The following is a 20,972-nucleotide window of genomic DNA, read 5'->3' on the forward strand; positions in this document are numbered from 1 at the left end:
CCAAGCCCCTAACGGGATGCTGGTTCCGGAGCAACCGAGGCGAGGATGGTGCCCAGCTGGAATATGGTGGCCGCCGGGTCGAGCGACAGTCGCGGCGCCACCAGGGCCGTTTCCCGTGCCTTCGCATAGGCATCGAGCGCCCGTCCCCGAGCGTCACCCGCCAACCCGGTCGCTTCGCCGGCAATCAGGCCAGGAACCAGCTCGAGGAAGGCGGCATAGCGTTCCGCCGCCGCCTTGCCGCCCAGTGCCGAGGCCAGCTTGGACCGCCGCGCGTTGTCGGGGTCGCCTTGCCTGAGGATCGCCAGCGCTTCGCTCTCCAACGGCGCCAGGTCGAGCTCGGCGATGCCCAGCGCACGGCCGATCGAGCCATTGGCGAACTCCGCCAGCCGCTTGATCTCCGATGAATTTGTCCCGGGCAATGAAAGGCTTAGCAGTGACGTCATGGCGTCATCGTCAAGCTTTCCGAAGTCCAGCCGGCGGCAGCGCGAACGGATGGTTGGAAGCAACCGCCCAGGCGCGTGGCTGACCAGGAAGAAGAGCGTATTGGCTGGCGGCTCCTCCAGCATCTTGAGCAGCGCATTGGCCGCCGAAGCCTCGAGATCGTCGACGCTATCGATGACGATCGCCCGCCACTGGGACAGCGACGGCGTCAGGTTCAGAAACTCGCCGAGTTCGCGCACCTGCTTGACGCTGATGTTGCGCGCAATGCCCTCCCCGCGCTCTTTCTCCAGCCGCTCCAGCCAGCGGAAGTCCGGATGACTTCCGGCAGCGATCAACCGGGCGATCCGGTGGTCGTCAGGGGTTTCAAGACCAGTTTGTTCGAAGGCTGGTCCGGCTGCCTCGGCCAGCACCCGCGTCGCCGCCGCCCTGGCGAAGCTCGCCTTGCCGACACCCCTTGGCCCAGTCAGCAGCCAGCCATGATGTAGTCTCCGCGATCTCCAGGCGCTGGCGAAGGCCTCGACGGCCCGATCTTGCCCTAAAAGGACTCCCTGCCCAACGATCATGGCAGCAGGTCCGCGATGGCGTCGAGCAATCGGCCGGTGACCTCTTCCGGGCTCCCGGACGCATCGATGATACGGAGTCGAGCCGGCTCCTCGCTGGCAATTTGGCGGAATGCCAGGTCGACCTTTTGATGATAATTGGCCGGCCGCCCGCCGATCCTGTCGCTCATTTCATTATCTCGCGCCCGGGCCCGCGCCCCGCCCTCGGCCAAGGCAAGTACCAACGTCCGGTCGGGAAACCATTCACCGATGCCGAAGGCGTTGATCGCGCGTACCGCCTGGATGCCGAGATCGCCCGCGCCACCCTGATAGGCCAGCGAACTGTCGACGAATCGATCGGACAACACCCATTTGCCCGCCAAGATCGCCGGCCGAATGACCTTGTCGACATGATCGGCCCTCGCCGCCGCGAACAGCAGCGCCTCGGCCTCGGCTCCCCACCGATCCTCGTCCCCGGTGAGCAGCAGCTCGCGAATTTTCTCCGCTCCGTCGCTGCCTCCTGGCTCACGGGTCAGGACAAGCTCGATTCCTTGCGCCCGAAGCGCATCGGCCAGCGCGGCGAGCTGGGTCGACTTGCCGACCCCTTCCCCGCCCTCGAGGCTAATGAACTTGCCGCGTTCGCTCACGCCATTCCGAGCAATTGCTTGAGGCCGATCCAGGCCCGGGCGAAGAACCCGGCTTCGCCGACTTCATCCGCAGCGACGAGCGGCATCACCTGTTCGCCGGAGTCCGACGTTGTCACCACCAGGTCGGCGACATGCTGCCCCTTGGCGATTGGCGCCTTGATCGGCCCCTGGTAGCGGATTTTCATGCTGCTCACCTTGGACAGCAGGCCCGCGGGAATGGTGATGTTGAGGTCGCGCGGCGCGACCAGATTGACCTCGCTCGATCCGCCCAGCTGGACATTGGCGGTACCGACCACCGTGTCCTTCTTGAACAGCGGCTTGGCCTGCCAGGCATTGAAGCCCCACTGCATCAGCCTGACCGATTCCTCGATCCGCTGGTTGAAGCTGTCGAGGCCCGCGACCACCATGATCAGCCTGCGGCCGTTCTGCTCGGCCGAGCCGGTAAAGCCATAGCCCGCCTCGTCGGTATGGCCGGTCTTGAGCCCGTCGGCCCCTGGGACGCGGCCCAGCAGCGGGTTGCGGTTGGCCTGGGTAATGTCGGTGCCGGAACCCAGCGTCTTGCCCCAGGTAAACTGGGTCAGGCTGTAGAATTTCTTGTAGAGGTCCGGGTAGTTTTCAATCTCTGCCCGGGCCAGGGCCGCCAGGTCCCGCGCGCTGACATAGGTGCGGCCTTCGTCCGGCCAGCCGTTCGAATTGCCGAAACGGCTATTGGTTAGTCCCAGCCGCCTGGCATTGTCGTTCATCACCTCGGCGAAGGCTTCCTCGGTCCCGGCAATACATTCGGCCAGCACGACAGAAGCGTCGTTGCCCGAAAGCGTGATGATACCTTTCAGCAGATTCTCGACGCTGACTTGCTCGCCAGGTGACAGGAACATGGTCGACCCGGCCTGCGGGCCATGCCATTTTTGCCAGGTTTCCGGCCGCACCGTGCACATCTTGTCGAGCTTCAGGTCGCCTTTCTTGATCAGCTCGAAGGCGACGTTGGTGGTCATCATCTTGGCCATCGACGCCGGCGGCATGCGCTGGTCGGCATTCTTCGACAGCAGCACCGCGCCGGACGACAAGTCGACCAGATAGGCGATCTTGGCGGGCGTATCGAACGGTGGTGCCTTGGCCGGAGCGGCGGAAGCGAGTGCGAGCGAAGCGGCGGTCAGGAACAGGGCGGCGCGGATCATGGAGGGGCTTCGAATCCTTCAGGGTGGGACGAAGCCTTGTCTAGCGCCCTGTTCGAAGCGGCGCGAGTGCTATCCGCGCCGGGAAATCGCATCGGCCAGCAGGCCGATGGTCAGCGCATAATAGTTGGAGCAATTATAATCGAGGATGGACCGATAGTTGGTGGTCAGCAGGTAACCCTGCGCATAGGCGCCTGGCGTCTCCATCAGGGTCGCCATCTCATTGTCCGGAACACGGCTGTCGGCAGGCCTGACGCCCATTGCCCGCCATTCGCGAACGGTCAGCCAGCGACTGTGGCGGCTGTAAACCGCCGGGCAACGCGGGGGCTTGATCGCGGACCGGATCGCGGCGCGATCAAGGTTGGCGGGCAGTGATACCGGCACGCCCCATGGCAGGTTCGGCTTCCACCCGGCGTCGCGCAGATAATTGGCGATTGACGCGAAGGCATCATCCTCGCTTCGCCAGATGTCGGCATAGCCGTCGCCGTCGCCGTCCGCTCGAAGCCGCAAGGCGACCGACGGCATGAATTGCGGGTAACCGGTTGCGCCGGCATAGCTGCCCTTGAGCGTGCTTCTGCGGACTCCGGCGTCAAGCAGCTGCAGCGCGGCAACAAATTCGCCTTCGAACATCGAACGGCGGCGGCCCTCATAGGCCAAGCTCGCGAGCGCCTCGACCAGGTCGAATGTGCCGGTGATCGACCCGTAGCTCGTTTCCTTGCCATAGATCGCGATGACGACCGCCGGCTCGACGCCATAGCGCTCGCGGATTCGCGACAGATTGGTCCAATGCCCGGCGTAGCGCGCATAGCCGCGACTGATCAGCGACGAGGTAATATGCCGACTGATATATGGCCCGAACGAACTTGGGGCGTTGCTGCTCGTCGACAGCGGGCGCTGCGCCTGGTCGAGTTGGACGACGCGGCCATTGAGCTGAAGATAGGGAATAACCGCCTGAATGGTCGCGTCGCGCACCCCCGCGCTCCGCGCCAAGGCGGACAGTCGCACCTTGTAGGCGGTAAAGCCGGTCAGCGGGGCACTTGGCTGCGGTAGCGCTACCGGCGGCGGCTGCAGGATCAGCGGCGCTGCCGGCCGCTGAGCTTCGGGCAATGGCGCAAGCGGATCTTCCTGCCCATTTGACGCCAATGCCGTCACCGCCAACGCCGAAAGTATCTTTACTGTTGCTCCAACCACCATCGCCCAACGCTAACCGAGGTTAAGTGAACCGCCCATGCATGTTTGTCCCGAGGCTTGCACGGACTGTCGAGCCGCCGAGAACTGTGGTGCCTATCGAGAACTGGCGGAGAGGGTGGGATTCGAACCCACGGTGAGCTTGCACCCACGGCGGTTTTCAAGACCGCTGCCTTAAACCACTCGGCCACCTCTCCGCATGGCGGGCGCTTACCCCACCGGCCTCATTCTGCAAAGGTTGGTGGCCACTCTCCCCCAATTTCAAAGTTCGCTCAGTCCGAACTTGACGAGTTGGCTCTGGCTTCCGCCTCTGATTCATCGGCAAGCCCGGCATATCGTCGGGCCAGTTGCAGATGGATTTTGCGAATGTCTTCGGCGGGTGCCTTTGAGGCCAGTTCCAGTTCCGAAGCTTCCCGGTGGCGATAATAGGCGGCGTTGCCCAAAGCGTCGTCTGTCATCATTCGTCTCCCGTATCTCGCTCCTTCAATGGCAGTCGCGATCCAGGATATTCGCGCTGCGATTTGGCGCCGGAAAAATGCAAAAATCCGGGAAAAGTTCCGTTGCCAGAATGAACGCGAGATGAAGCCTGAATCGAAACCGATTCGACCGTTCATTCGCCCCTTCGCCACTTGGCAGAGCCGTTCGTCGATTGATCGAACGACGCTCCCGCAACTACAACTGTAAGCGTAGGTCCCCGCCAAACAATTAGGGGATCAATTTCATGCGTCGCGGCCTTTCCGCTTGCAGTTTCATTGCTTTGTCGACTGCTCTTGTTCCACCCGCTTCCGCCCAGCAGGGCGATGCGCCGGTCGCCGCCGCGCCCGCATCCAAGGCAACGCGGACGACTGCATATCAGGCCGCCTTCTTTGCCCAATATGCGCCGCGCACCGCGCTCGACATTGCCCGCCAGGTGCCGGGGTTCGCGCTGGACCTTGGCGACCAGGACACCCGCGGCTTCGCCGGCGCCGCCGGCAACGTCGTCATCAATGGCGCGCGGCCGAGCTCCAAGGCGGAGTCGCTGGAAACCACCCTCGCCCGAATCCCGGCCAATCGAGTGGTCAGGGTGGAGGTCGGGCCCGGGGATCTTTACGGCTCGGAATATTCGACCAAGAGCCAGGTCCTGAACGTCATCCTGTCTGCCGCCGGTGGCATCGACGGCAATATCACCGCCTCGGCGCGCCGGCTCTACACCGGCAAGGTCGTGCCCGACGGCTCGGTCTCGGCGCTGATCCGCAAAGGCTCGTCGAGCATCAACCTGTCGGCTGGCTTCGCAAACGCCCTCAACCATGAGGAAGGCACCGACACGCTCCGCGACGCCGATACCGGCGAACTGCTCGAATTCCGCCGCAAGCATAACAGCTATCACGACTTCAATCCTTATGTGTCGGGTAGCTGGGCGCTGGAGAAATCGAGCAACGAGGCCTACCGCCTCAATGCGCGCTGGTCGCCGGGTCAGTTCGACCTCAAGCAGCGCAACCATGTAACGCCGACCGGTTCGCCCGAGCGCGACGACGACCTGATCCAGGATTTCGACAATCCGGTGTTCGAGCTTGGCGGTGACGTCACCCAGCCGCTGGCCGGCGGCGCGGTCAAGCTTGTCGGCCTCGCCACCCGCCGCAAGCGTGACTGGCTGGAGCGCTATCGCTTGCGCACAGAAGGCGGAGAGGATGTGCTCGGTGGCTCGGAACAACTTCAGGACGCCCAGCGCAACGAGACCATTCTTCGGGTGAACTGGACGCGGTCCGACCTTGGCGGATTTTCCGTGGAAACTGGCATTGAAGGCGCGCTCAACACGCTCGATCATCAGGTCCAGCTGTTCCGCTTCGGCGCGGATGGAGAGTTGGACCCCGTCGACCTCGCCGTCGACCAGGCGGACGTGAAGGAAAAGCGCGCCGAGGCCTTTGTTCGGGTTGGCCGCCAGCTGTCGAATTCGATCCGTGTCGATGCCGGCGTGAACTATGAATATTCCAAGATCAGCGTCCGCGGCGACGTCGACCTCGACCGCGATCCGCTTCGGTTCTGGAAGCCGAGCCTGACGTTCGACTGGAAGGGCGGCAAGGGCTGGCATGGCCAGCTGTCGGTCCGGCGCACAGTCGCCCAGCTCGACTTCTACGACTTCATAAGTTCGGCCGAATTGTCGGCCGACCGAATCAATGGCGGCAACCCGAATCTGGTGCCGCAGCAGACCTGGGAGTTTCGCGGAACGCTCGAGCATCCCTTGCTCGGAGAGGGCCTCGCCAAGCTCGATGTCGGCTATGACCTCGTCAATGACTTCCAGGACCGTGTGCTGATCTGCGACCCGCTGCACCCCGAGGATTGCTTCGACGCCCCTGGTAACCTCGGCACCGGCAAGCGTTACTTCGCCCGCCTGACGCTCGACGCCCCGCTGGCCCAGATCGGCCTCAACGGCGTCCGCGTGAAGTTCGACGGTACCATCCAGCGGACCCGGGTCGAGGACCCGATCAGCGGCGAACAGCGCAACTGGTCCGACTTCTTCCCCGATTGGCAGTGGAACATCGACGTCCGCCACGACATCGGCAACTTCTCCTATGGGTTCAACATCGCCGACCGCGACCGCTTCACCTTCTTCCGCACCGATGAGTTCGATACCAATTGGAACGGCGGCGTCTACATGACCGCGTTCGTCGAATATCGGCCGCGGGCCGGAACGACGATCACGCTCGATCTCGATAACGCCATCGAGACCCCCGGCCTGCGAGAGCGGCTGATCTTCGATCCCCATCGCGGAGCGGCCGATCCGTTCGTCATCGACGAGTTCAGGGAGCGCAACCGTCACCTCAACTTCGGCTTGACCCTGAGGCAGAGCTTCGGTGGCGGCGGCTCAAGCTCGAGCGGCGGGGGTGGCGCCAATTAGCCAGCATCGCTAAAGGGCGCCCACACACACCTCATTACCCTGGAGCAACAAGTGGGCGAGCCTGCCATCCTGCCGTTCGACTGGGCCGATCCGTTCGACCTCAATCATCAGCTGACCGACGAAGAGCGGATGGTCCGCGATACGGCGGAGGCTTTCGCCCAGGACAATCTGCAGCCGCGGGTCACCGAAGCCTATCTCAATGAGAATTTCGACCGCGAGATCATGCGCGAGATGGGCAATCTCGGCCTGTTGGGTGCGACCATCGCCCCCGAATATGGCGGCGCCGGCCTCGGCTACGTCAGCTATGGCTTGATCGCCCGCGCGGTCGAGCGGGTCGACAGCGGCTACCGCTCGGCGATGTCGGTGCAGAGCTCGCTCGTGATGCATCCCATCAACGCCTACGGCTCCGAGGAACAGCGCAGGAAGTACCTTCCCGGACTCGCCAAGGGCGATCTGGTCGGTTGCTTCGGCCTGACCGAGCCCGACAGCGGCTCCGACCCGGGCAGCATGCGTACCCGCGCCACCAAGACGCCAAGCGGCTACAAGCTGACCGGCAACAAGATGTGGATCACCAACTCGCCGATCGCGGACGTGTTCGTGGTCTGGGCCAAGTCCGAAGAGCATGGCGGCGCGATCCGCGGCTTCGTCCTCGAGAAGGGCATGCCCGGCCTTTCCGCGCCAAAGATCAAGGAAAAGCTTTCGCTTCGTGCTTCGATCACCGGCGAAATCGTGATGGACGAGGTCGAAGTCGGCGAAGACGCCCTGCTTCCCAACGTCTCGGGCCTCAAGGGTCCGTTCGGTTGCCTCAATCGTGCCCGCTACGGCATCGGCTGGGGCGCGATGGGCGCCGCTGAAGCCTGCTACGCGGCCGCGCGCCAGTACACCCTCGACCGGGCCCAGTTCGGCAAGCCCCTCGCCTCCAACCAGCTGGTTCAGCTGAAGCTCGCCAACATGATCACCGAGATCACGCTCGGCCTCCAGGCGGCGCTGCGCGTCGGCCGCCGGCTCGAAGCGGGTGAACTGATCCCCGAGGCGATCAGCCTCATCAAACGCAACAATTGCGGCAAGGCGCTGGATATCGCCCGGATGGCCCGCGACATGCATGGCGGCAACGGCATCTCGGCGGAATTCCACGTGATGCGCCATGCCGCGAACCTGGAGACGGTCAATACTTATGAGGGCACGCATGACGTCCATGCGCTGATCCTCGGCCGCGCGATCACGGGAATTCCCGCCTTCTAGGCCGGAACTCCAGCGGTCTGCCGAGTTACCACGCCGGGCGTTTCAGCACCCAGGTTGGATCGCCGTGATAATCGGCCTGGTGCAGCCGATCGAACCCAAGCTTATCCGCGAGTTTCAATGAAGGTTCATTGGCGGGGGCGATGATTGCCCAGATCGGCGTCGGATCGAGGTTGGTTTTGGCCCATTCGATCACTGCACGACACGCTTCGCCGGCCATCCCTTGGCCATGAACTTCCTTGGCGAAGATCCAGCCCATTTCCGGATCGTCGCCGAATTCAGGGTCAAGCCCGCGCCAGGCAGTAAACAGCCCGGCATTGCCGACCAGCTTGGCGTCGCTCTTTCGCTCGACCGCCCAAGTGCCGAAACCGTTGATTTCCCAGCCGCCGACCGCGGCCAGCAGGCGACGCCAGCAATCCTCCTGCCCCATCGGCTCGGGGCCGAAGTGTCGGTGAACGTCCGGATGCTGGAGAAGGGCGTGGTAAGGACGAAAATCGTCCTTGCGCCATGCGCGCAGGCGAAGGCGCTCGGTCTCTACAACCGGCGCCTTTGTCATGCTTGTTGCAGCTCTTGGTTGAGTAACGTGCTCATCAGTCCCCCGGACTGATTGCGCGCGTTACTTCTTGGCCAGGGACAGGCCGCCGAAGCGCTTGTTGAAGCGCGCAACCTGGCCGCCGGTGTCGAGCATGCGGCTGTTGCCACCGGTCCACGCCGGATGAGCCGAGGGATCAATGTCGAGGTGCAACGTGTCGCCCTCTTTGCCCCAGGTCGAACGGGTCTGGTACTTGGTGCCATCGGTCATCTCGACGGTGATGAAGTGATAATCGGGGTGCGTCCCGCTCTTCATGACAAATTCCTTGTAAATTGGCTGGTTCCGACCAGCCTCAAGAAGTGAAGCGCGCCCCTAGCTTATGCCGCCTCGCTTGACAAGTTGCAGTCAGCCGGAGCAGTTCGCCCACAGCGACCAGGGTCTCCTGCCGTAATGGCGGGAGCGAAGGGGGAAGCCGGCGAACATCCGGCACTGTGCCCGCAACTGTGATCTCAGCATCCGCTGAGCGTAGTCAGATACCCGCCTTGGCCCGTCGTCCGTTTCCTCGGCCGGGACCAGCCTTGGGACGTGGGTCAGACCACGCCTCAACGGCGCGCGCCTTCCCTCCGTGACGACATGTCATGGAAGAGAAGGACTGCAAATGATTGATTTTCAAGCGATAGAACCACCAGCAATCGTCGTCACCGCGTCACGTGCCGAGGAAAGCATATCGGACACGCCGGCCAGCGTAACGGTGATCGACGAAAAGCGCATCGAGCGTCTTGGAGCGCCATCCATACCTGAATTGCTGCGGCTCGTGCCGTCGGTCGCCGTCGGCGTCAGCGGACCCGCCGGCTCTCTTACTCAAGTGCGCATTCGCGGTGCCGAGGCCAATCACAGCCTGCTGTTCGTGGAAGGCATCCGCGCCAACGACCCGGCTTCCGGCAATGAGCCTCGGTTCGAGCTCCTGAACGCCGACCTCGCCAGCCGCATCGAGATCGTTCGCGGCCCGCAATCGGCGCTGTGGGGCTCCGAAGCGATCGGCGGGGTTGTGGCGGTAAGCGGACCGGCGCCGGGAGCCGGCGGCAGCCAGGCTTTTGTCGAAGGCGGCAGCCATTCGACTTGGCGTGGCGCGGGTCGTACCGAGGCAGGCGATGCCGATGGCGGCATTTCCATTGGCATTGCCGGGCAGCGCAGTGACGGAATCGACAGTTTCGACGGCGATGGCGACCGGGACGGCTATTACAACTACGGTCTTCGAATGGCCGGGCGTTACCGCGCCGCCCCTTCCCTGCTGATCGGAACGTCGGGCTTCGCGATCAAGGGCAAGAGCGAGTTTGACGGCTTCCTCAGCGCCTTCCCCTTCCCCCATGGAGACACTCTGGACAAAAGCCGCACTGGGATGGCTGCCGGCAGGCTGTTTGCGGAATATGGCCAGCGCGAAACCAGCTATGCGATCGCATCCGCCGGCCTGCTCGGCTCGTCCAATCGCAACTATCTCGACGATGAATTCCTCAACAAGACCACCGCCCACAGGCGAACATTATCGCTTGAAGGCGGGCACCGGCTAGGGAAGCATCAGCTGATCGGCGCGATCGAGAGTGAGCGCGAGACCTTCGAGGCTCGTGGCAACTATCCCAACCAGGACCAGGCCCGGCACCATGAATCGCTGACGCTGGAATGGCGGGCAGCCGATATCGGTCCGGTGAGCGGCGGCGTTGCGGTCCGCCACGACATCTTCTCCCGCTTCAAGGACGCCACCAGCATTCGCGCCTCGCTGAGGGCCGACGTCGGGCATGGGATTTCGCTCGCCGCCAGCTACGGCGATGGCATTTCCCAACCCACATTCTTCGACCTGTTTGGCTTTTCGCCCGACCGGTTCGTCGGCAATCCCGCACTCAAGCCGGAATCAAGCCGCGGCGGCGAAGTTTCGCTGCGCTATGCCACCGACCAGATCGGCGGAGCGCTGACTTACTTTCACCAACGGCTCAAGGATGAGATCGCGACGATCTTCCTGCCTGACTTCACGTCGACGGCAATAAACGCCGAGGGCAAGAGCAAGCGCCAGGGCGTCGAATTGGAAGGCTATTATCAGCCGTGGGCGGCCCTTCGCCTGACCGTCAACTACGCATGGCTGGATGCCAGCGAACCGCAAGTTGGCGGCGGTCAGCTCAGGGAGACACGCCGTCCCAAGCATAGCGGGAGCGTGGCCCTCGATGGCGCCAAGGGCCGACTAAGCTATGGCGCGGCAATCGCCTATACCGGCGAGCGTACGGATGATGATTTCGACTTCTTCCCGGCCGAGTCGGTCCGGCTTGACGCTTATTGGCTGGCCAGCGCGAAAGTCGCCTATCGCCTGACCGACCGGATCGAAGCGCATCTGCGCGTCGCCAATGCCTTCGACGACGATTATCAGGATGTATTCGGCTATCGGACTGAAGGGAGGAGTGTCTTTGGCGGGCTTCGCGTCGCTCTTGGCGACTAGCGCTGCCCTGAGGGTGGCATCGCTCAACATGTGCGCTGACGAATATCTCCTGCTGCTGGCCAGGCCGCAGGAGATCGCCAGTGTCAGCCGATTGTCGCGCGATCCGGCGGACTCGTCGCTTTGGCGCCTCGGGCAACGCTATCCTGGCAATCGCGGCGACCTTGAAAGTGCCTTAAGAACTAGGCCCAACTTGTTGATTACAATGGGCGGAGGCGGAAAATCGACGGTGATGATCGCCAGGCAGATGGGCCTTAGGACGCTCGACCTGCCCTATCCGGCGACCATCGCCGATATTTCAAACAGCATGACATTGGTTGCCCGTGCATTGGGCGATGAAAGCCGCGCGCTCCCCTGGAAGGCGAAGCTGGCCGGCCTCCGGCGATCCGCACCGCCCGCCCGTGACGCCATTTTCCTCGGCGCCGGTGGCAATAGCGTCGCCGCCCGATCGGTCGAGGCGGAATGGATGCGGATGGGCGGGCTCGAGCAACGTGCGCTGCCCGGCGGTCGTGCCACGCTTGAACAGCTGGCGATGAACCCGCCCGCTGTCTTGCTACGCTCGACCTATCGCCGTTCCGAGCGGTCGCTGGGCCAGGTTTGGCTCGAGCATCCGCTGGCCAGCCCGAAGGTATCGAAGATCGTCACCATCGACGGCCGTCCCTGGACCTGTGCCGGTCCATTGATGCTGGGCGAGGTCGAGCGCCTGCGGAGCGCCTTGTGAAGGCCTTGCTGGCAATTGGGTTATTGCTCGCGATTGCGGCGCATCTGCTCTTGCCGCTGGGCCCGCTGGCCGAGGCCCGGGCCATCAATCCCGATCTGGCCGACCTGATCCTGGTCCAGCTTCGCCTGCCGCGGACCCTGCTGGTGCTTGGGTACGGCGCGGTACTGGGGATCAGTGGCGCGGCCCTGCAGGCAATATTCGCAAACCCTCTCGCCTCGCCCGACATCAGCGGGGCATCGAGCGGAGCGGCACTGGGCGCCGTCGTTGGCGGCTATTGGCTTGGCCTTACCCAGCCGCTGCTGCTGGCGGCCTGCGGCGCCATCGGCGCGATCGGCACGCTGGCGCTGCTGGTCACACTAGCCGGGCGCAGGGCTGACACGACCACCTTGCTTCTGGCCGGTCTTGCCATTTCACTCGCCGCAGGGGCCGCGACCAGCCTTGCCCTCGCGCTCGCCCCTTCGCCCTTTGCATTTTACGACGCCTATGATTGGCTGATGGGCAATTTCGCCGACCGTAGCCTCGCCCAGGCAGCCGCGGCGCTCATCCCGGCGGCGATTGCCTCCGCCCTGCTGCTGCGCCGTGCCCGGGCGCTCGACCTGACCGCGCTTGGCGAAGACGTCTCTGCTTCGCTCGGCCTGAAGCCGCGCCGCCTCGCCCTGGAGGTGATCGCTCTCTCCGCAATTGCAGTTGGCGCTTGCGTTTCCGTCGCCGGGGCGATCGGCTTCGTTGGATTGGTCGCCCCGGTGTTTGGCCGTACGCTCAGCCGTGGGCACCCCGGTTCGGCGATGGTCCCCGCTGCATTGATCGGCGCTATCCTGCTCGCGGCTGCCGACCTGGTCGTCCGCGCGGTGCCGCTCGACCGTCCGATCCCGGTCGGCGTCGTCACCGCTCTGTTCGGCACCCCTCTGTTCGTCTGGCTGGTGGTGACCATGCGGAGGAGGGTGACGGCATGACGTCACTTGCCGCCCGCCAGGTCGCGATTCCCGGCCGCCTCGAACCGACCAACCTCGACGTCCGGGCGGGCGAGCTGGTCGCGCTGGTTGGTCCCAACGGTGGCGGCAAGACCAGCCTTCTGCGTGCCCTCGCCCGGATCGAAGGCGCTGCGGGCGTCGTCGCGATCGACGGCGAGGATCTCGATCAGGCGCCCATCGCCCGCCGCCGCAGGCTGCTGTCCTTCCTCCCGGCCTCGCGCGACGTGACCTGGCCGATTGCCGCCCGTGACGTCATTGCTCTCGGGCTCGACCGCCGGGATGACTGCCGGATCGACGAGCTCATCTCACTGCTGGAACTCGAGCGCATGGCGGACCGCCCGGTCAATCGCCTGTCGACCGGCGAACGCGCTCGAATCCTTCTCGCCCGCGCGATGGTTGGAAACCCCCAAGTCCTATTGTTGGACGAGCCTCTGTCCAATCTCGATCCCTATTGGGTCATCCACATCATCGAGGTCCTGGAAAATATCGCCCGGTCCGGTCAGTCGGTCCTCGTCGCGGTTCATGACCTTGCTCAGCTCAGCCATTTCAGCCGGGCGCTCCTGATTGCCGATGGCAAGGTCCAGATGGACGAAGCGCCCGCCAGCCTGACGGCCAGCGAGCGCTTCGAGGAAGTCTTCAGGATACGGCCCGCAAACGGCGGTTGGACCATCAAGCGCTAGGCGGGTCGGCGATCATCGCCGTGAAGCTGGCTTCGGCGGCGAGCTTGCCGTCGACCGATGCCCGCCCGGTGAACTTGCAAACCGTCGCGCGCTTCTGGACGAACTCTACGTCGAGCCGCAGCAGGCACCCTGGTTCGACCGGATTGCGGAACTTGGCTCCTTCGATCGCCATGAAGTAGACCAGCTTGCCGCTGTCAGCGAGACCGAGGCTTTCCACCGCCAGAACTCCAGCGGCCTGGGCCAGCGCCTCGACGATAAGCACGCCGGGCATGATCGGCCTTCCCGGGAAGTGACCCTGGAAAAAGCCCTCATTCATGGTCACCGCCTTGATCGCGGTGATCGATCGGTCCGGGATAATCTGTTCGACCCGGTCGACTAGCAGCATCGGATAGCGATGCGGCAACGCCGCCATCACCCGCCGGACATCCAGCGGCCCGATGGCGGCGTTTTCGGTGGTTTCGTTCACCGGCCCTGCGGGTTCTGCTGCTGGGCAGGCTGCGCCGGAGCGGTCGTCGAAACCGTCGTCAGGACCGCATTCAGTGCGGCCAAAACGTCATTGGTAACGTCGACAGTGGTTGCGAAACGCAACGCCGCTTCACTGTCGAGCAGGATGTTGGCGCCACGCTTGTCCATGGCGGGCTGAAGCAGCGGAGCAAGCTTGGCGTTGATCTGCTGGCTAATATAAGCCTGGTTGCGCTGGATCTGGTTCTGCTGGCGCTCCAGTTCCTGGGCCGCGCTTCCTTCCTTCTGCTGGAACGCCTGGATGCGCTGCGTCAGCGCCGCGTCCGGTTGCTTGCCATTCAATGCGGTGACCGCGGCCTGCAGCGAGGTGCGCTCCGGCTGAAGCTGCGTGTTAAGCTGCGTGCGGCGGCTGTTGAAGGCGGCAACCTGTGACTGCAATGCTGTCCCAGCGGTCTTGCAAGCGGTGCATTCCCGACCGACCCGCGCAAGGTCGACAACCGCGACCTGAGCTGCGGGGACGCGCTGGGCAAGCGCCGGAGTAGCGAGAGCGGAAGCCACGACGAGCGCGGCGGTAAGACGAGTAATCATTAGAATTGTGTTCCTACGTTGAATGAAAATAGTTTGGTTTCATCGCCCTTCTGCGTCAGCAGAGCTTTGGCGATGTCGATACGCAGCGGGCCGAACGGAGAAACCCAGTTTACGCCAATGCCAACCGACAAACGTGGCTTGATCGAGTCTCCGCGATACAATTCCCTGAAGCCCGATCGCGGAATGAAGTCGAATTCGGCAGCGTCCGGCCGCGGGGCTGCCGCTTCGGCGCAGGTTTGGCCAGGCAGCAGGTTGATTACGTCTTCGGACGTACCGGCGTCCGATCCGTCGGGACCCGAGCAGGCACCGGGATCGTTGAGCAGTACCGGCTTCGTCAAGTTCCACACCGATCCGATATCTACGAAAGCCGACGGGCGAAGCCCGAGGTTTTTGAGGGCGGAGGAGTTTGGAAATTCGACTTCCACTCGACCCATGTAAAAGGCCCGGCCGCCAAGCGCGTCGGTAATGGCGTTCTTTGAATCTTCGTCATCCAGCACATCCGCGTCCACATAGGGCACACGAATGATGCGAGGACCAATTCCGCGGATATCGAAACCACGCATTTGCGGCCCGAAGAAACGATCGGTCAGGCGGATCGGATCGCGACCGACCTCATCCTCTTTCGAGAGCGGGTGGATATAGCCGCCCTCTCCGTGGATCGAGAGGATAAAGCCGGCCGGAAGGCCGAAATATTTCGTCCCGTCGATCCTCGTCCTGATATATTTGGTGTCGCCCCCTAGCCCGGCAAAGTCCTGATTGAACACCACACGCTGTCCGCGTGTGGCATGAATGCCGTTGGTGTCGTCAAAGGCAGCCGTATAGCCGAGCACCGAACTCAGTCGAGTGCCGAGTTCCTGGCAGAGATAGCGGCTGGCCTTGCGCGGATCGCACACTGGATCAAGCGGGCCGTTGGACGAGGTTAGCGGACCATTGCCGTCTGGATCGGCAACAAAATCCGGGTCGGTAAAGAAGATATCTTCATCGAGCGTGATCTTGTCCTGAACCAGCGAGTAGCGGGTACCGAAGCTCACATATTCCGTGACCGGGAAGCCCAAGCGGATCGAACTTCCGATCGAGCGCTGGCCATAGGTCTGGTTGCGGTTATTACCCTGGAAGTTGAAGCTGCTGTAGTCGCGATAGAATACCTCGCCGCCAAGCAGGATGCTCTTGTCGAACAAATAGGGTTCGCTGAACCCGGCCTGGATCGCCTTCGAATAGCGCGAGTAGCTAATTCCGGTCTGCAGCTGCTGGCCCTTGCCCATGAAATTGCGCTGGGCGACCGACGCCGACAGGATGAACCGTTCAAGGCTCGAATAGCCGGCGGACAGCTGCAGTTCGCCAGTCGATTTTTCTTCCAGGTCGACATTGAGATTGACGCGGTCGCTGGAAGAACCTTGCGCCTGTTTGATCTCCAGATTTTCCTGGAAGAAACCAAGGCTCTGGATTCGATCCTGACTGCGCTTGAGCTTGAAAGCGTTGAAGGCGTCGCCCTCGTTCAAGCGAAACTCGCGCCGGATAACCTTGTCGCGGGTAACCGTGTTGCCCTGGATGTTGATTCTCTCGACATAGACGCGCGGCGTTTCTGCAACCCGGAAAGTGAGGTTCATCAAGCGCTTTTCGGCGTCACGATCGAAATTGGGCGACACGTCGGCGAAGGCATAGCCGCGCAAGCCAGCAAGTTCATTAAGCCCGGTCGTCGCATCTTCGACCTGCTTGGCATTGAACCAGCTGCCGGGCTTAATCTGGACCGCGGCCTTGATATATTCGGCCGGGAAATCGCGAAGTTCGCTTTCGGCCTCGACCGTGCCAAATTTATATCGCGGCCCTTCCTCAATCACGTAGGTGATGATGAAGTCTTCGCGATCGGGGGTAAGTTCGGCCAGCGCCGAAACCACGCGAAAATCAGCATATCCCTGCGTCAGGTAAAAGGCTCGCAGCTTCTGCTGGTCAGCGGCCAGGCGATCCGGATCATAGCTATCGTTCGACTTCAGAATGCCGAGCAGACCGCCAGCTTCCTTGGTGAACATCTCCTTGCGCAGACGGCCGTCGGAATATTCCTGATTACCGATGATATTGATCGCCCGGACCTTGGACTTGTCGCCTTCGCTGATCTCAAAAATGAGGTCCACGCGGTTTTGATCGAGCTGCACGATCTTGGGTTCGACGGTTGCCGCGAATCGCCCTTGCCGCCGGTAAAGCTCGATAATCCGGTCGACGTCGGCACGGACCTTCGAACGTGTGAAGATCTGTCGCGGCGAAAGCTTGATTTCCGGGGAAATCTTGTCGTCCTTGATGCGCTTGTTGCCCTCCAGGACGATGCGGTTGATGACCGGGTTCTCACGCACCGTAACGACCAAATTGCCGGTCTCGGCGCCAGTAATGACCACGTCCGCGAACAGTTCGGTAGCGTAAAGGTCTTTCAGCGCCTGATCGAGTGATTCAGCGCTATATTCCTGACCCGGGAACAGGTTCGAATAGCTGCGAACCGTCTCGGGTTCGAGGCGTTCCGAACCGTCCACTCGGATCGAGCGTATGGTCCCGGAGATTGCCTGCGCCGGCGCCGGTGCCGGTGCCGGCGGCGGCGTCACCGCGGCCGGCGCTGGAGCCGTTTGCGCGGGAGCATTCTGCGCCAGGAGGGGAGCGGACCAGCCGCCAAGGATGGTACCGACCAACAGGAACCCGCCGATCCGCTTGGTAAATTGAGTGGTGCTGGAACTCACGCTTCCCCGCCTAATTTGCTGGGCGGCCCGCTGCCCGCGGTGCCGCAGATGATTGTCACGCCCTGCCCCAACCCTTCTATCCAATCAAGCGCCCAAGTCGCTCAAACAGGCCAAAAGACGCCAAGTCGTTGACAGTTACCATGATTAGCAGGGCAAGCAGCAGCGCAAGGCCGCCTCGAAACGCCCACTCCTGAGCCCGTTCGCTGACGGGCCGCCGCCGCACGGCTTCCGCCGCATAGAAAACAAGGTGTCCGCCATCCAGGACAGGGACTGGCAAGAGATTGATGAACCCCAGATTTATAGAGAAGAGCGCGATCAGCTGGATGAACTCAAACGGACCAAGGCTAGCTTGCTGGCCGGCGATTTGTGCCATCTTCAGCGGCCCGCCAAGGTCTTTGACCGAACGGCGGCCTGACAGGATTTGCCATATGCCATCGATCATCCATTGGGTGATTTTGAAGGTGTAGGCCGTCGCGGACGGGATCAGGTTGACGGCTGACGGCGGAACATATTGCCGTTCGCTCCCCAATATCTCCAGGCGGCCGACCTTGAACTTCTGGCCGAAGCGGTCCTGTTCGAGTTTTACACCGATACGCACTTTTACGAGCCGCTGTTCGCCATCGCGCGAAATGACGACATCGACATTCTCATCCGGCCGAAGCGTGACGGCCTGATATACGTCCTCGAAGGATTCCGTAGCGCGGTTGGCGACCGACAGGATCCGGTCGCCCGGCTCGATGCCGGCAATATCTGCCGGACCACCCGCGATCACCGCGCTCACCATGTTCGAGGTCCGCGGCTCCCCGAATACCGCAAAAAATGCGGCGAAGATCGCGATGGCCAGAATGAAATTGGCGACCGGCCCGGCCAGCACGATCAGGAAACGATGCCACCAAGGCCTCAAGTGAAATGACTTGGCACGAATTTCCGGCGGCAGCTTGGACGTTTCGCCAGGCTGGCTTGCCGCATTCATATCGCCGACAAAGCGGACATAGCCACCCAAGGGCAGCCAGCCGATCTTCCAGCGGGTCCCACGCTTGTCGGTCCAGCCTGCCACTTCGCGTCCGAAGCCGATCGAGAATTGCTCGGCCCCAACGCCGAGCCAGCGTGCCACCCAATAATGGCCAAGCTCGTGAAACAGGACCAGCGGTCCCAGCGCACAAAGGAAGGCGATGATAATGAACCACAGTGGCGGCTGGGCAAGCATCAGGCGGCCATCTCGCGCATCAGATTGTTTGCCATTGCTCTTGCTTTCCGATCGATGTCGATGACTTCGGCGATGGATTGAGGCGCGGATACGCCAGTCCGGGCAATGGTCTCCAACACAATGCCGATAATGTCGAGGAAGCCAATCCTGCGCTGCAGGAAAGCGGAGACGGCTTCCTCGTTGGCGGCATTGAGCGCGGTCGGCGCGGACCCGCCGGCTTCAAGCGCCGAGCGTGCCGCCTGCAATGCCGGGAACCGTTCAAAATCAGGCGCTTCGAAAGTCAGCTTTGCGATCCGGGCCAGGTCGAGGCGTTGCGCCGGCGTGTCGATCCGCTCGGGCCATGCCAACGCATGCGCGATCGGAATGCGCATATCCGGGCTGCCAAGCTGGGCCAGCACCGACCCGTCGACATATTCGACCATCGAATGGATGACTGATTGCGGATGCACGAGGATTTCGATCCGCTCGCTCGGCAGGCCGAACAGGTGATGGGCCTCGATCAGCTCGAGCCCCTTGTTCATCATCGTCGCCGAATCGACGCTGATCTTGGCGCCCATCGACCAATTGGGATGTGCCACCGCCTGCTCGGGCGTCATTGCCGCCATTTCGTCGCGGCTCTTGGTGCGGAACGGCCCTCCGCTGGCGGTAAGCACCAGCTTGGCGACGTCGCCGGGTCGATTGCCGGCCAGGCATTGGAAAATGGCGTTGTGCTCGCTGTCGACCGGCAGGATCTCGGCGCCCGACCGGGCCGCCGCCTGGGTCATCAGCGCGCCGGCGGTAACCAGGCTTTCCTTATTGGCGAGGGCAACCGTTCGGCCAGCTTCGATCGCCGCCATGACCGGTTCAAGCCCGGCACATCCGACGATCGCCGCCATGACCCATTCGGCCTCGCCTGCCGCCGCTTCGGCCAGCGCCTCCTTGCCGGTGGCGGCGCGGCAGCCACTGCCTTGCAGCCGCTGCCGGAGCTCGGCAAGTCGGGTCTCATCATCAATGACAGCCAGCCTGGCATTCGTCCGGCGTGCGGCATCGGCGAGCGCCTCGACATTGCGGGCCGCTGTCAGCGCAACCACCTCGAACCTGTCGGGATGGCGCTCGATGAGATCGAGCGTCGAAGTCCCGACCGAGCCGGTCGCTCCGAGGATCGAGACGGTACGGCGCTTCATAGCCAGCCCACCATCATCAGGCCCGCGGTCAACATTGCGACCGGCACCAGTCCGTCGAGCCTGTCGAGCAATCCGCCATGACCGGGCAGCCAGGTGCCGCTGTCCTTGACGCCGGCGCGCCGCTTCAGCCCGCTCTCAAACAGGTCGCCAAGTTGCGCCGCAACCGCAAATAGGGCGGCCAGCCACAACAGGTGCGACGGCAGGTCCATGTAGACCGCCCAGGAGCCGGCAAGGATCGCGGCGCTGATCACGCCGCCGACCAGGCCGGCGATCGTCTTGTTTGGACTGATCGAGGGCGCCAGTTTCGGACCCCCGATGGCGCGACCGGCAAAATAGGCTCCGATGTCGGTCGACCAGACCACCAGGAACACCCAGATGAGAAGGTCCGAGCCCCTGCCGATGCCAGCATATTCCGCCTGCTCGCGAATCCAGAGCAGGGAAACGGCCGGCAAGAGGCAATAGAAAAAGCCATAGACCTTCCAGGCGGCGCCCCAGTTCGACAGCATCCGCGACCATTCGACGTACATCACCGTCGCGATCAAGGCGACCATGATGGCGAAAATCGTGCCGCCAAGAAACGCCGCGCCGAGCGCGACCGCGATCAGCAGGACGCCGACCACAGTGCGGGTAGCCAGTTCCTTCATCGGCCGCCGAACCTGCGCTGCCGCCCTGAATATTCCTCAAGAGCAGCTGCGAGCGCCGCTTCGTCAAAATCCGGCCAAAGCGTGTCAATGAAGATCAGCTCGGCATAGGCCGCCTGCCACAAGAGGAAGTTCGACAGCCGTTTCTCGCCGGAAGTGCGGATCACCAGGTCGAGCTCGGGCAGGCCAGCGGTCATCAGTTCGGAACCGAACAGCTCCTCGTCGATCGCCGACGGGTCCAATAGGCCTGACTTCACCTTGGCGGCGAGTTTGCGGGCCGCCCCCGCAATTTCGCTCCTTGCGCCATAGCTCAGCGCGACAACCAGCGTCAGGCGATCGTTCGCCGCCGTCCGTTCCACGGCGCGCTCAAGCCGCTCGACCAGCTGCGGACCGAAAGCAGTGTGATCGCCGATCAGCAACAACCGGACACCCTGGCGATCCAATTCGTCCAGCTCGCGTTCGAGATAATATCCAAGAAGGCCCTTGAGGTCGCTCACCTCCTCCTCGGACCGTCGCCAATTCTCGGAAGAAAAGGCATAAAGCGTAAGTACTTCTATCCCGGCTTTGGCAGCCGACTTCAACGCCGCGCGAACCGCCTCGGCGCCGGCGCGGTGGCCGGCAACGCGGGGCAAGCCTCGCTTGGCGGCCCAGCGCCCATTGCCGTCCATGATGATTGCGACATGGCGAGGCACGCCCCCGGCGCTGGT

Annotated in this window: 20 protein-coding genes, 1 tRNA gene and 1 riboswitch; of the genes, 6 read left to right on the forward strand and 15 right to left on the reverse strand. The window is 63.0% G+C overall.

The genetic code is table 11. The features are described 5' to 3' along the window. Positions 1-8: 8 nt before the first annotated feature. The 6 genes from LZ518_RS03950 to LZ518_RS03975 form a co-directional block, all read right to left on the reverse strand. Entirely contained in the window at positions 9-1,004 is a 996-nt protein-coding gene (locus tag LZ518_RS03950) for a DNA polymerase III subunit delta' (RefSeq protein WP_249914728.1), read from the reverse strand. Then, positions 1,001-1,627 carry a dTMP kinase gene (tmk, locus tag LZ518_RS03955; RefSeq protein ID WP_249914729.1) on the reverse strand — a complete coding sequence of 209 codons (627 nt, stop codon included), beginning with the start codon at positions 1,625-1,627 and terminating at the stop codon, positions 1,001-1,003. The genes LZ518_RS03950 and tmk overlap by 4 nt, the downstream gene beginning before the upstream one ends. After that, the gene (locus LZ518_RS03960) at positions 1,624-2,802 is read right to left on the reverse strand and encodes a D-alanyl-D-alanine carboxypeptidase family protein (protein WP_249914730.1); all 1,179 of its coding nucleotides are present in this window, start codon (positions 2,800-2,802) and stop codon (positions 1,624-1,626) included. Before LZ518_RS03960 ends, tmk begins: the two co-directional genes overlap by 4 nt. Before the next feature lie 69 nt (positions 2,803-2,871). Next, the gene (locus tag LZ518_RS03965; RefSeq protein ID WP_249914731.1) at positions 2,872-3,993 is read right to left on the reverse strand and encodes a lytic murein transglycosylase; all 1,122 of its coding nucleotides are present in this window, start codon (positions 3,991-3,993) and stop codon (positions 2,872-2,874) included. A 101-nt stretch (positions 3,994-4,094) separates the two neighbouring features. Further along, positions 4,095-4,184: transfer RNA gene (locus tag LZ518_RS03970), tRNA-Ser, on the reverse strand. 75 nt (positions 4,185-4,259) lie between these two features. Further along, the gene (locus LZ518_RS03975; protein WP_249914732.1) at positions 4,260-4,601 is read right to left on the reverse strand and encodes a hypothetical protein; all 342 of its coding nucleotides are present in this window, start codon (positions 4,599-4,601) and stop codon (positions 4,260-4,262) included. A 143-nt stretch (positions 4,602-4,744) separates the two neighbouring features. Between LZ518_RS03975 and LZ518_RS03980 the strand changes: the two genes are divergently transcribed. Beyond that, the gene (locus LZ518_RS03980; protein ID WP_249914733.1) at positions 4,745-6,862 is read left to right on the forward strand and encodes a TonB-dependent receptor plug domain-containing protein; all 2,118 of its coding nucleotides are present in this window, start codon (positions 4,745-4,747) and stop codon (positions 6,860-6,862) included. 51 nt (positions 6,863-6,913) lie between these two features. Then, the gene (locus tag LZ518_RS03985) at positions 6,914-8,104 is read left to right on the forward strand and encodes an acyl-CoA dehydrogenase (protein WP_249914734.1); all 1,191 of its coding nucleotides are present in this window, start codon (positions 6,914-6,916) and stop codon (positions 8,102-8,104) included. A gap of 25 nt (positions 8,105-8,129) precedes the next feature. On the opposite strand, the gene LZ518_RS03990 is transcribed toward LZ518_RS03985, so the two are convergent. Beyond that, a complete protein-coding gene (locus LZ518_RS03990) occupies positions 8,130-8,657 on the reverse strand; it encodes a GNAT family N-acetyltransferase (RefSeq protein WP_249914735.1) in 528 nt (175 codons plus the stop codon). Between the two features lie 60 nt (positions 8,658-8,717). Next, entirely contained in the window at positions 8,718-8,948 is a 231-nt protein-coding gene (rpmE, locus tag LZ518_RS03995) for a 50S ribosomal protein L31 (RefSeq protein ID WP_249914736.1), read from the reverse strand. Positions 8,949-9,051: 103 nt separating this feature from the next. Then, positions 9,052-9,192: riboswitch (cobalamin riboswitch) on the forward strand. 99 nt (positions 9,193-9,291) lie between these two features. Here rpmE and LZ518_RS04000 point away from each other — a divergent pair. Genes LZ518_RS04000 through LZ518_RS04015 form a run of 4 tightly spaced genes read left to right on the forward strand, consistent with a single transcriptional unit; the run spans position 9,292 to position 13,484 of the window. Further along, the gene (locus tag LZ518_RS04000; RefSeq protein ID WP_249914737.1) at positions 9,292-11,115 is read left to right on the forward strand and encodes a TonB-dependent receptor domain-containing protein; all 1,824 of its coding nucleotides are present in this window, start codon (positions 9,292-9,294) and stop codon (positions 11,113-11,115) included. 13 nt (positions 11,116-11,128) lie between these two features. Further along, positions 11,129-11,833: a TroA family protein gene (locus LZ518_RS04005; RefSeq protein WP_249914738.1), complete on the forward strand. Its 705-nt coding sequence runs from the start codon at positions 11,129-11,131 to the stop codon at positions 11,831-11,833. Continuing rightward, entirely contained in the window at positions 11,830-12,786 is a 957-nt protein-coding gene (locus LZ518_RS04010; protein WP_249914739.1) for a FecCD family ABC transporter permease, read from the forward strand. The genes LZ518_RS04005 and LZ518_RS04010 overlap by 4 nt, the downstream gene beginning before the upstream one ends. Further along, positions 12,783-13,484, forward strand: a complete 702-nt coding sequence (locus tag LZ518_RS04015) for an ABC transporter ATP-binding protein (RefSeq protein ID WP_249914740.1) — start codon at positions 12,783-12,785, stop codon at positions 13,482-13,484. The genes LZ518_RS04010 and LZ518_RS04015 overlap by 4 nt, the downstream gene beginning before the upstream one ends. Here the strand turns inward: LZ518_RS04015 and fabZ are convergent. The 7 genes from fabZ to uppS all read right to left on the reverse strand — a co-directional run bounded on the left by fabZ (position 13,474) and on the right by uppS (position 20,933). Further along, positions 13,474-13,950 carry a 3-hydroxyacyl-ACP dehydratase FabZ gene (gene fabZ / locus LZ518_RS04020; protein WP_348538665.1) on the reverse strand — a complete coding sequence of 159 codons (477 nt, stop codon included), beginning with the start codon at positions 13,948-13,950 and terminating at the stop codon, positions 13,474-13,476. The genes LZ518_RS04015 and fabZ overlap by 11 nt on opposite strands. After that, positions 13,947-14,534, reverse strand: coding sequence for an OmpH family outer membrane protein (locus LZ518_RS04025; RefSeq protein WP_249914741.1), 588 nt, complete (start codon positions 14,532-14,534; stop codon positions 13,947-13,949). Before LZ518_RS04025 ends, fabZ begins: the two co-directional genes overlap by 4 nt. Further along, on the reverse strand, positions 14,534-17,254 hold the full coding sequence (bamA, locus tag LZ518_RS04030) for an outer membrane protein assembly factor BamA (RefSeq protein WP_249914742.1): 2,721 nt from the start codon (positions 17,252-17,254) through the stop codon (positions 14,534-14,536). Before bamA ends, LZ518_RS04025 begins: the two co-directional genes overlap by 1 nt. Positions 17,255-17,330: 76 nt before the next feature. Then, the gene (gene rseP / locus LZ518_RS04035) at positions 17,331-18,461 is read right to left on the reverse strand and encodes an RIP metalloprotease RseP (protein ID WP_249914743.1); all 1,131 of its coding nucleotides are present in this window, start codon (positions 18,459-18,461) and stop codon (positions 17,331-17,333) included. After that, positions 18,461-19,624 carry a 1-deoxy-D-xylulose-5-phosphate reductoisomerase gene (locus LZ518_RS04040; RefSeq protein WP_249914744.1) on the reverse strand — a complete coding sequence of 388 codons (1,164 nt, stop codon included), beginning with the start codon at positions 19,622-19,624 and terminating at the stop codon, positions 18,461-18,463. The genes rseP and LZ518_RS04040 overlap by 1 nt, the downstream gene beginning before the upstream one ends. After that, the gene (locus LZ518_RS04045; protein WP_249914745.1) at positions 19,621-20,268 is read right to left on the reverse strand and encodes a phosphatidate cytidylyltransferase; all 648 of its coding nucleotides are present in this window, start codon (positions 20,266-20,268) and stop codon (positions 19,621-19,623) included. The genes LZ518_RS04040 and LZ518_RS04045 overlap by 4 nt, the downstream gene beginning before the upstream one ends. After that, positions 20,265-20,933 (reverse strand): polyprenyl diphosphate synthase, encoded by a 669-nt coding sequence (gene uppS / locus LZ518_RS04050; RefSeq protein WP_249916495.1) that lies wholly within the window; start codon positions 20,931-20,933, stop codon positions 20,265-20,267. The genes LZ518_RS04045 and uppS overlap by 4 nt, the downstream gene beginning before the upstream one ends. Between the last annotated feature and the right edge of the window lie 39 nt (positions 20,934-20,972).

The organism is Sphingomonas brevis (assembly GCF_023516505.1).
GTDB lineage: Bacteria > Pseudomonadota > Alphaproteobacteria > Sphingomonadales > Sphingomonadaceae > Sphingomicrobium > Sphingomicrobium breve.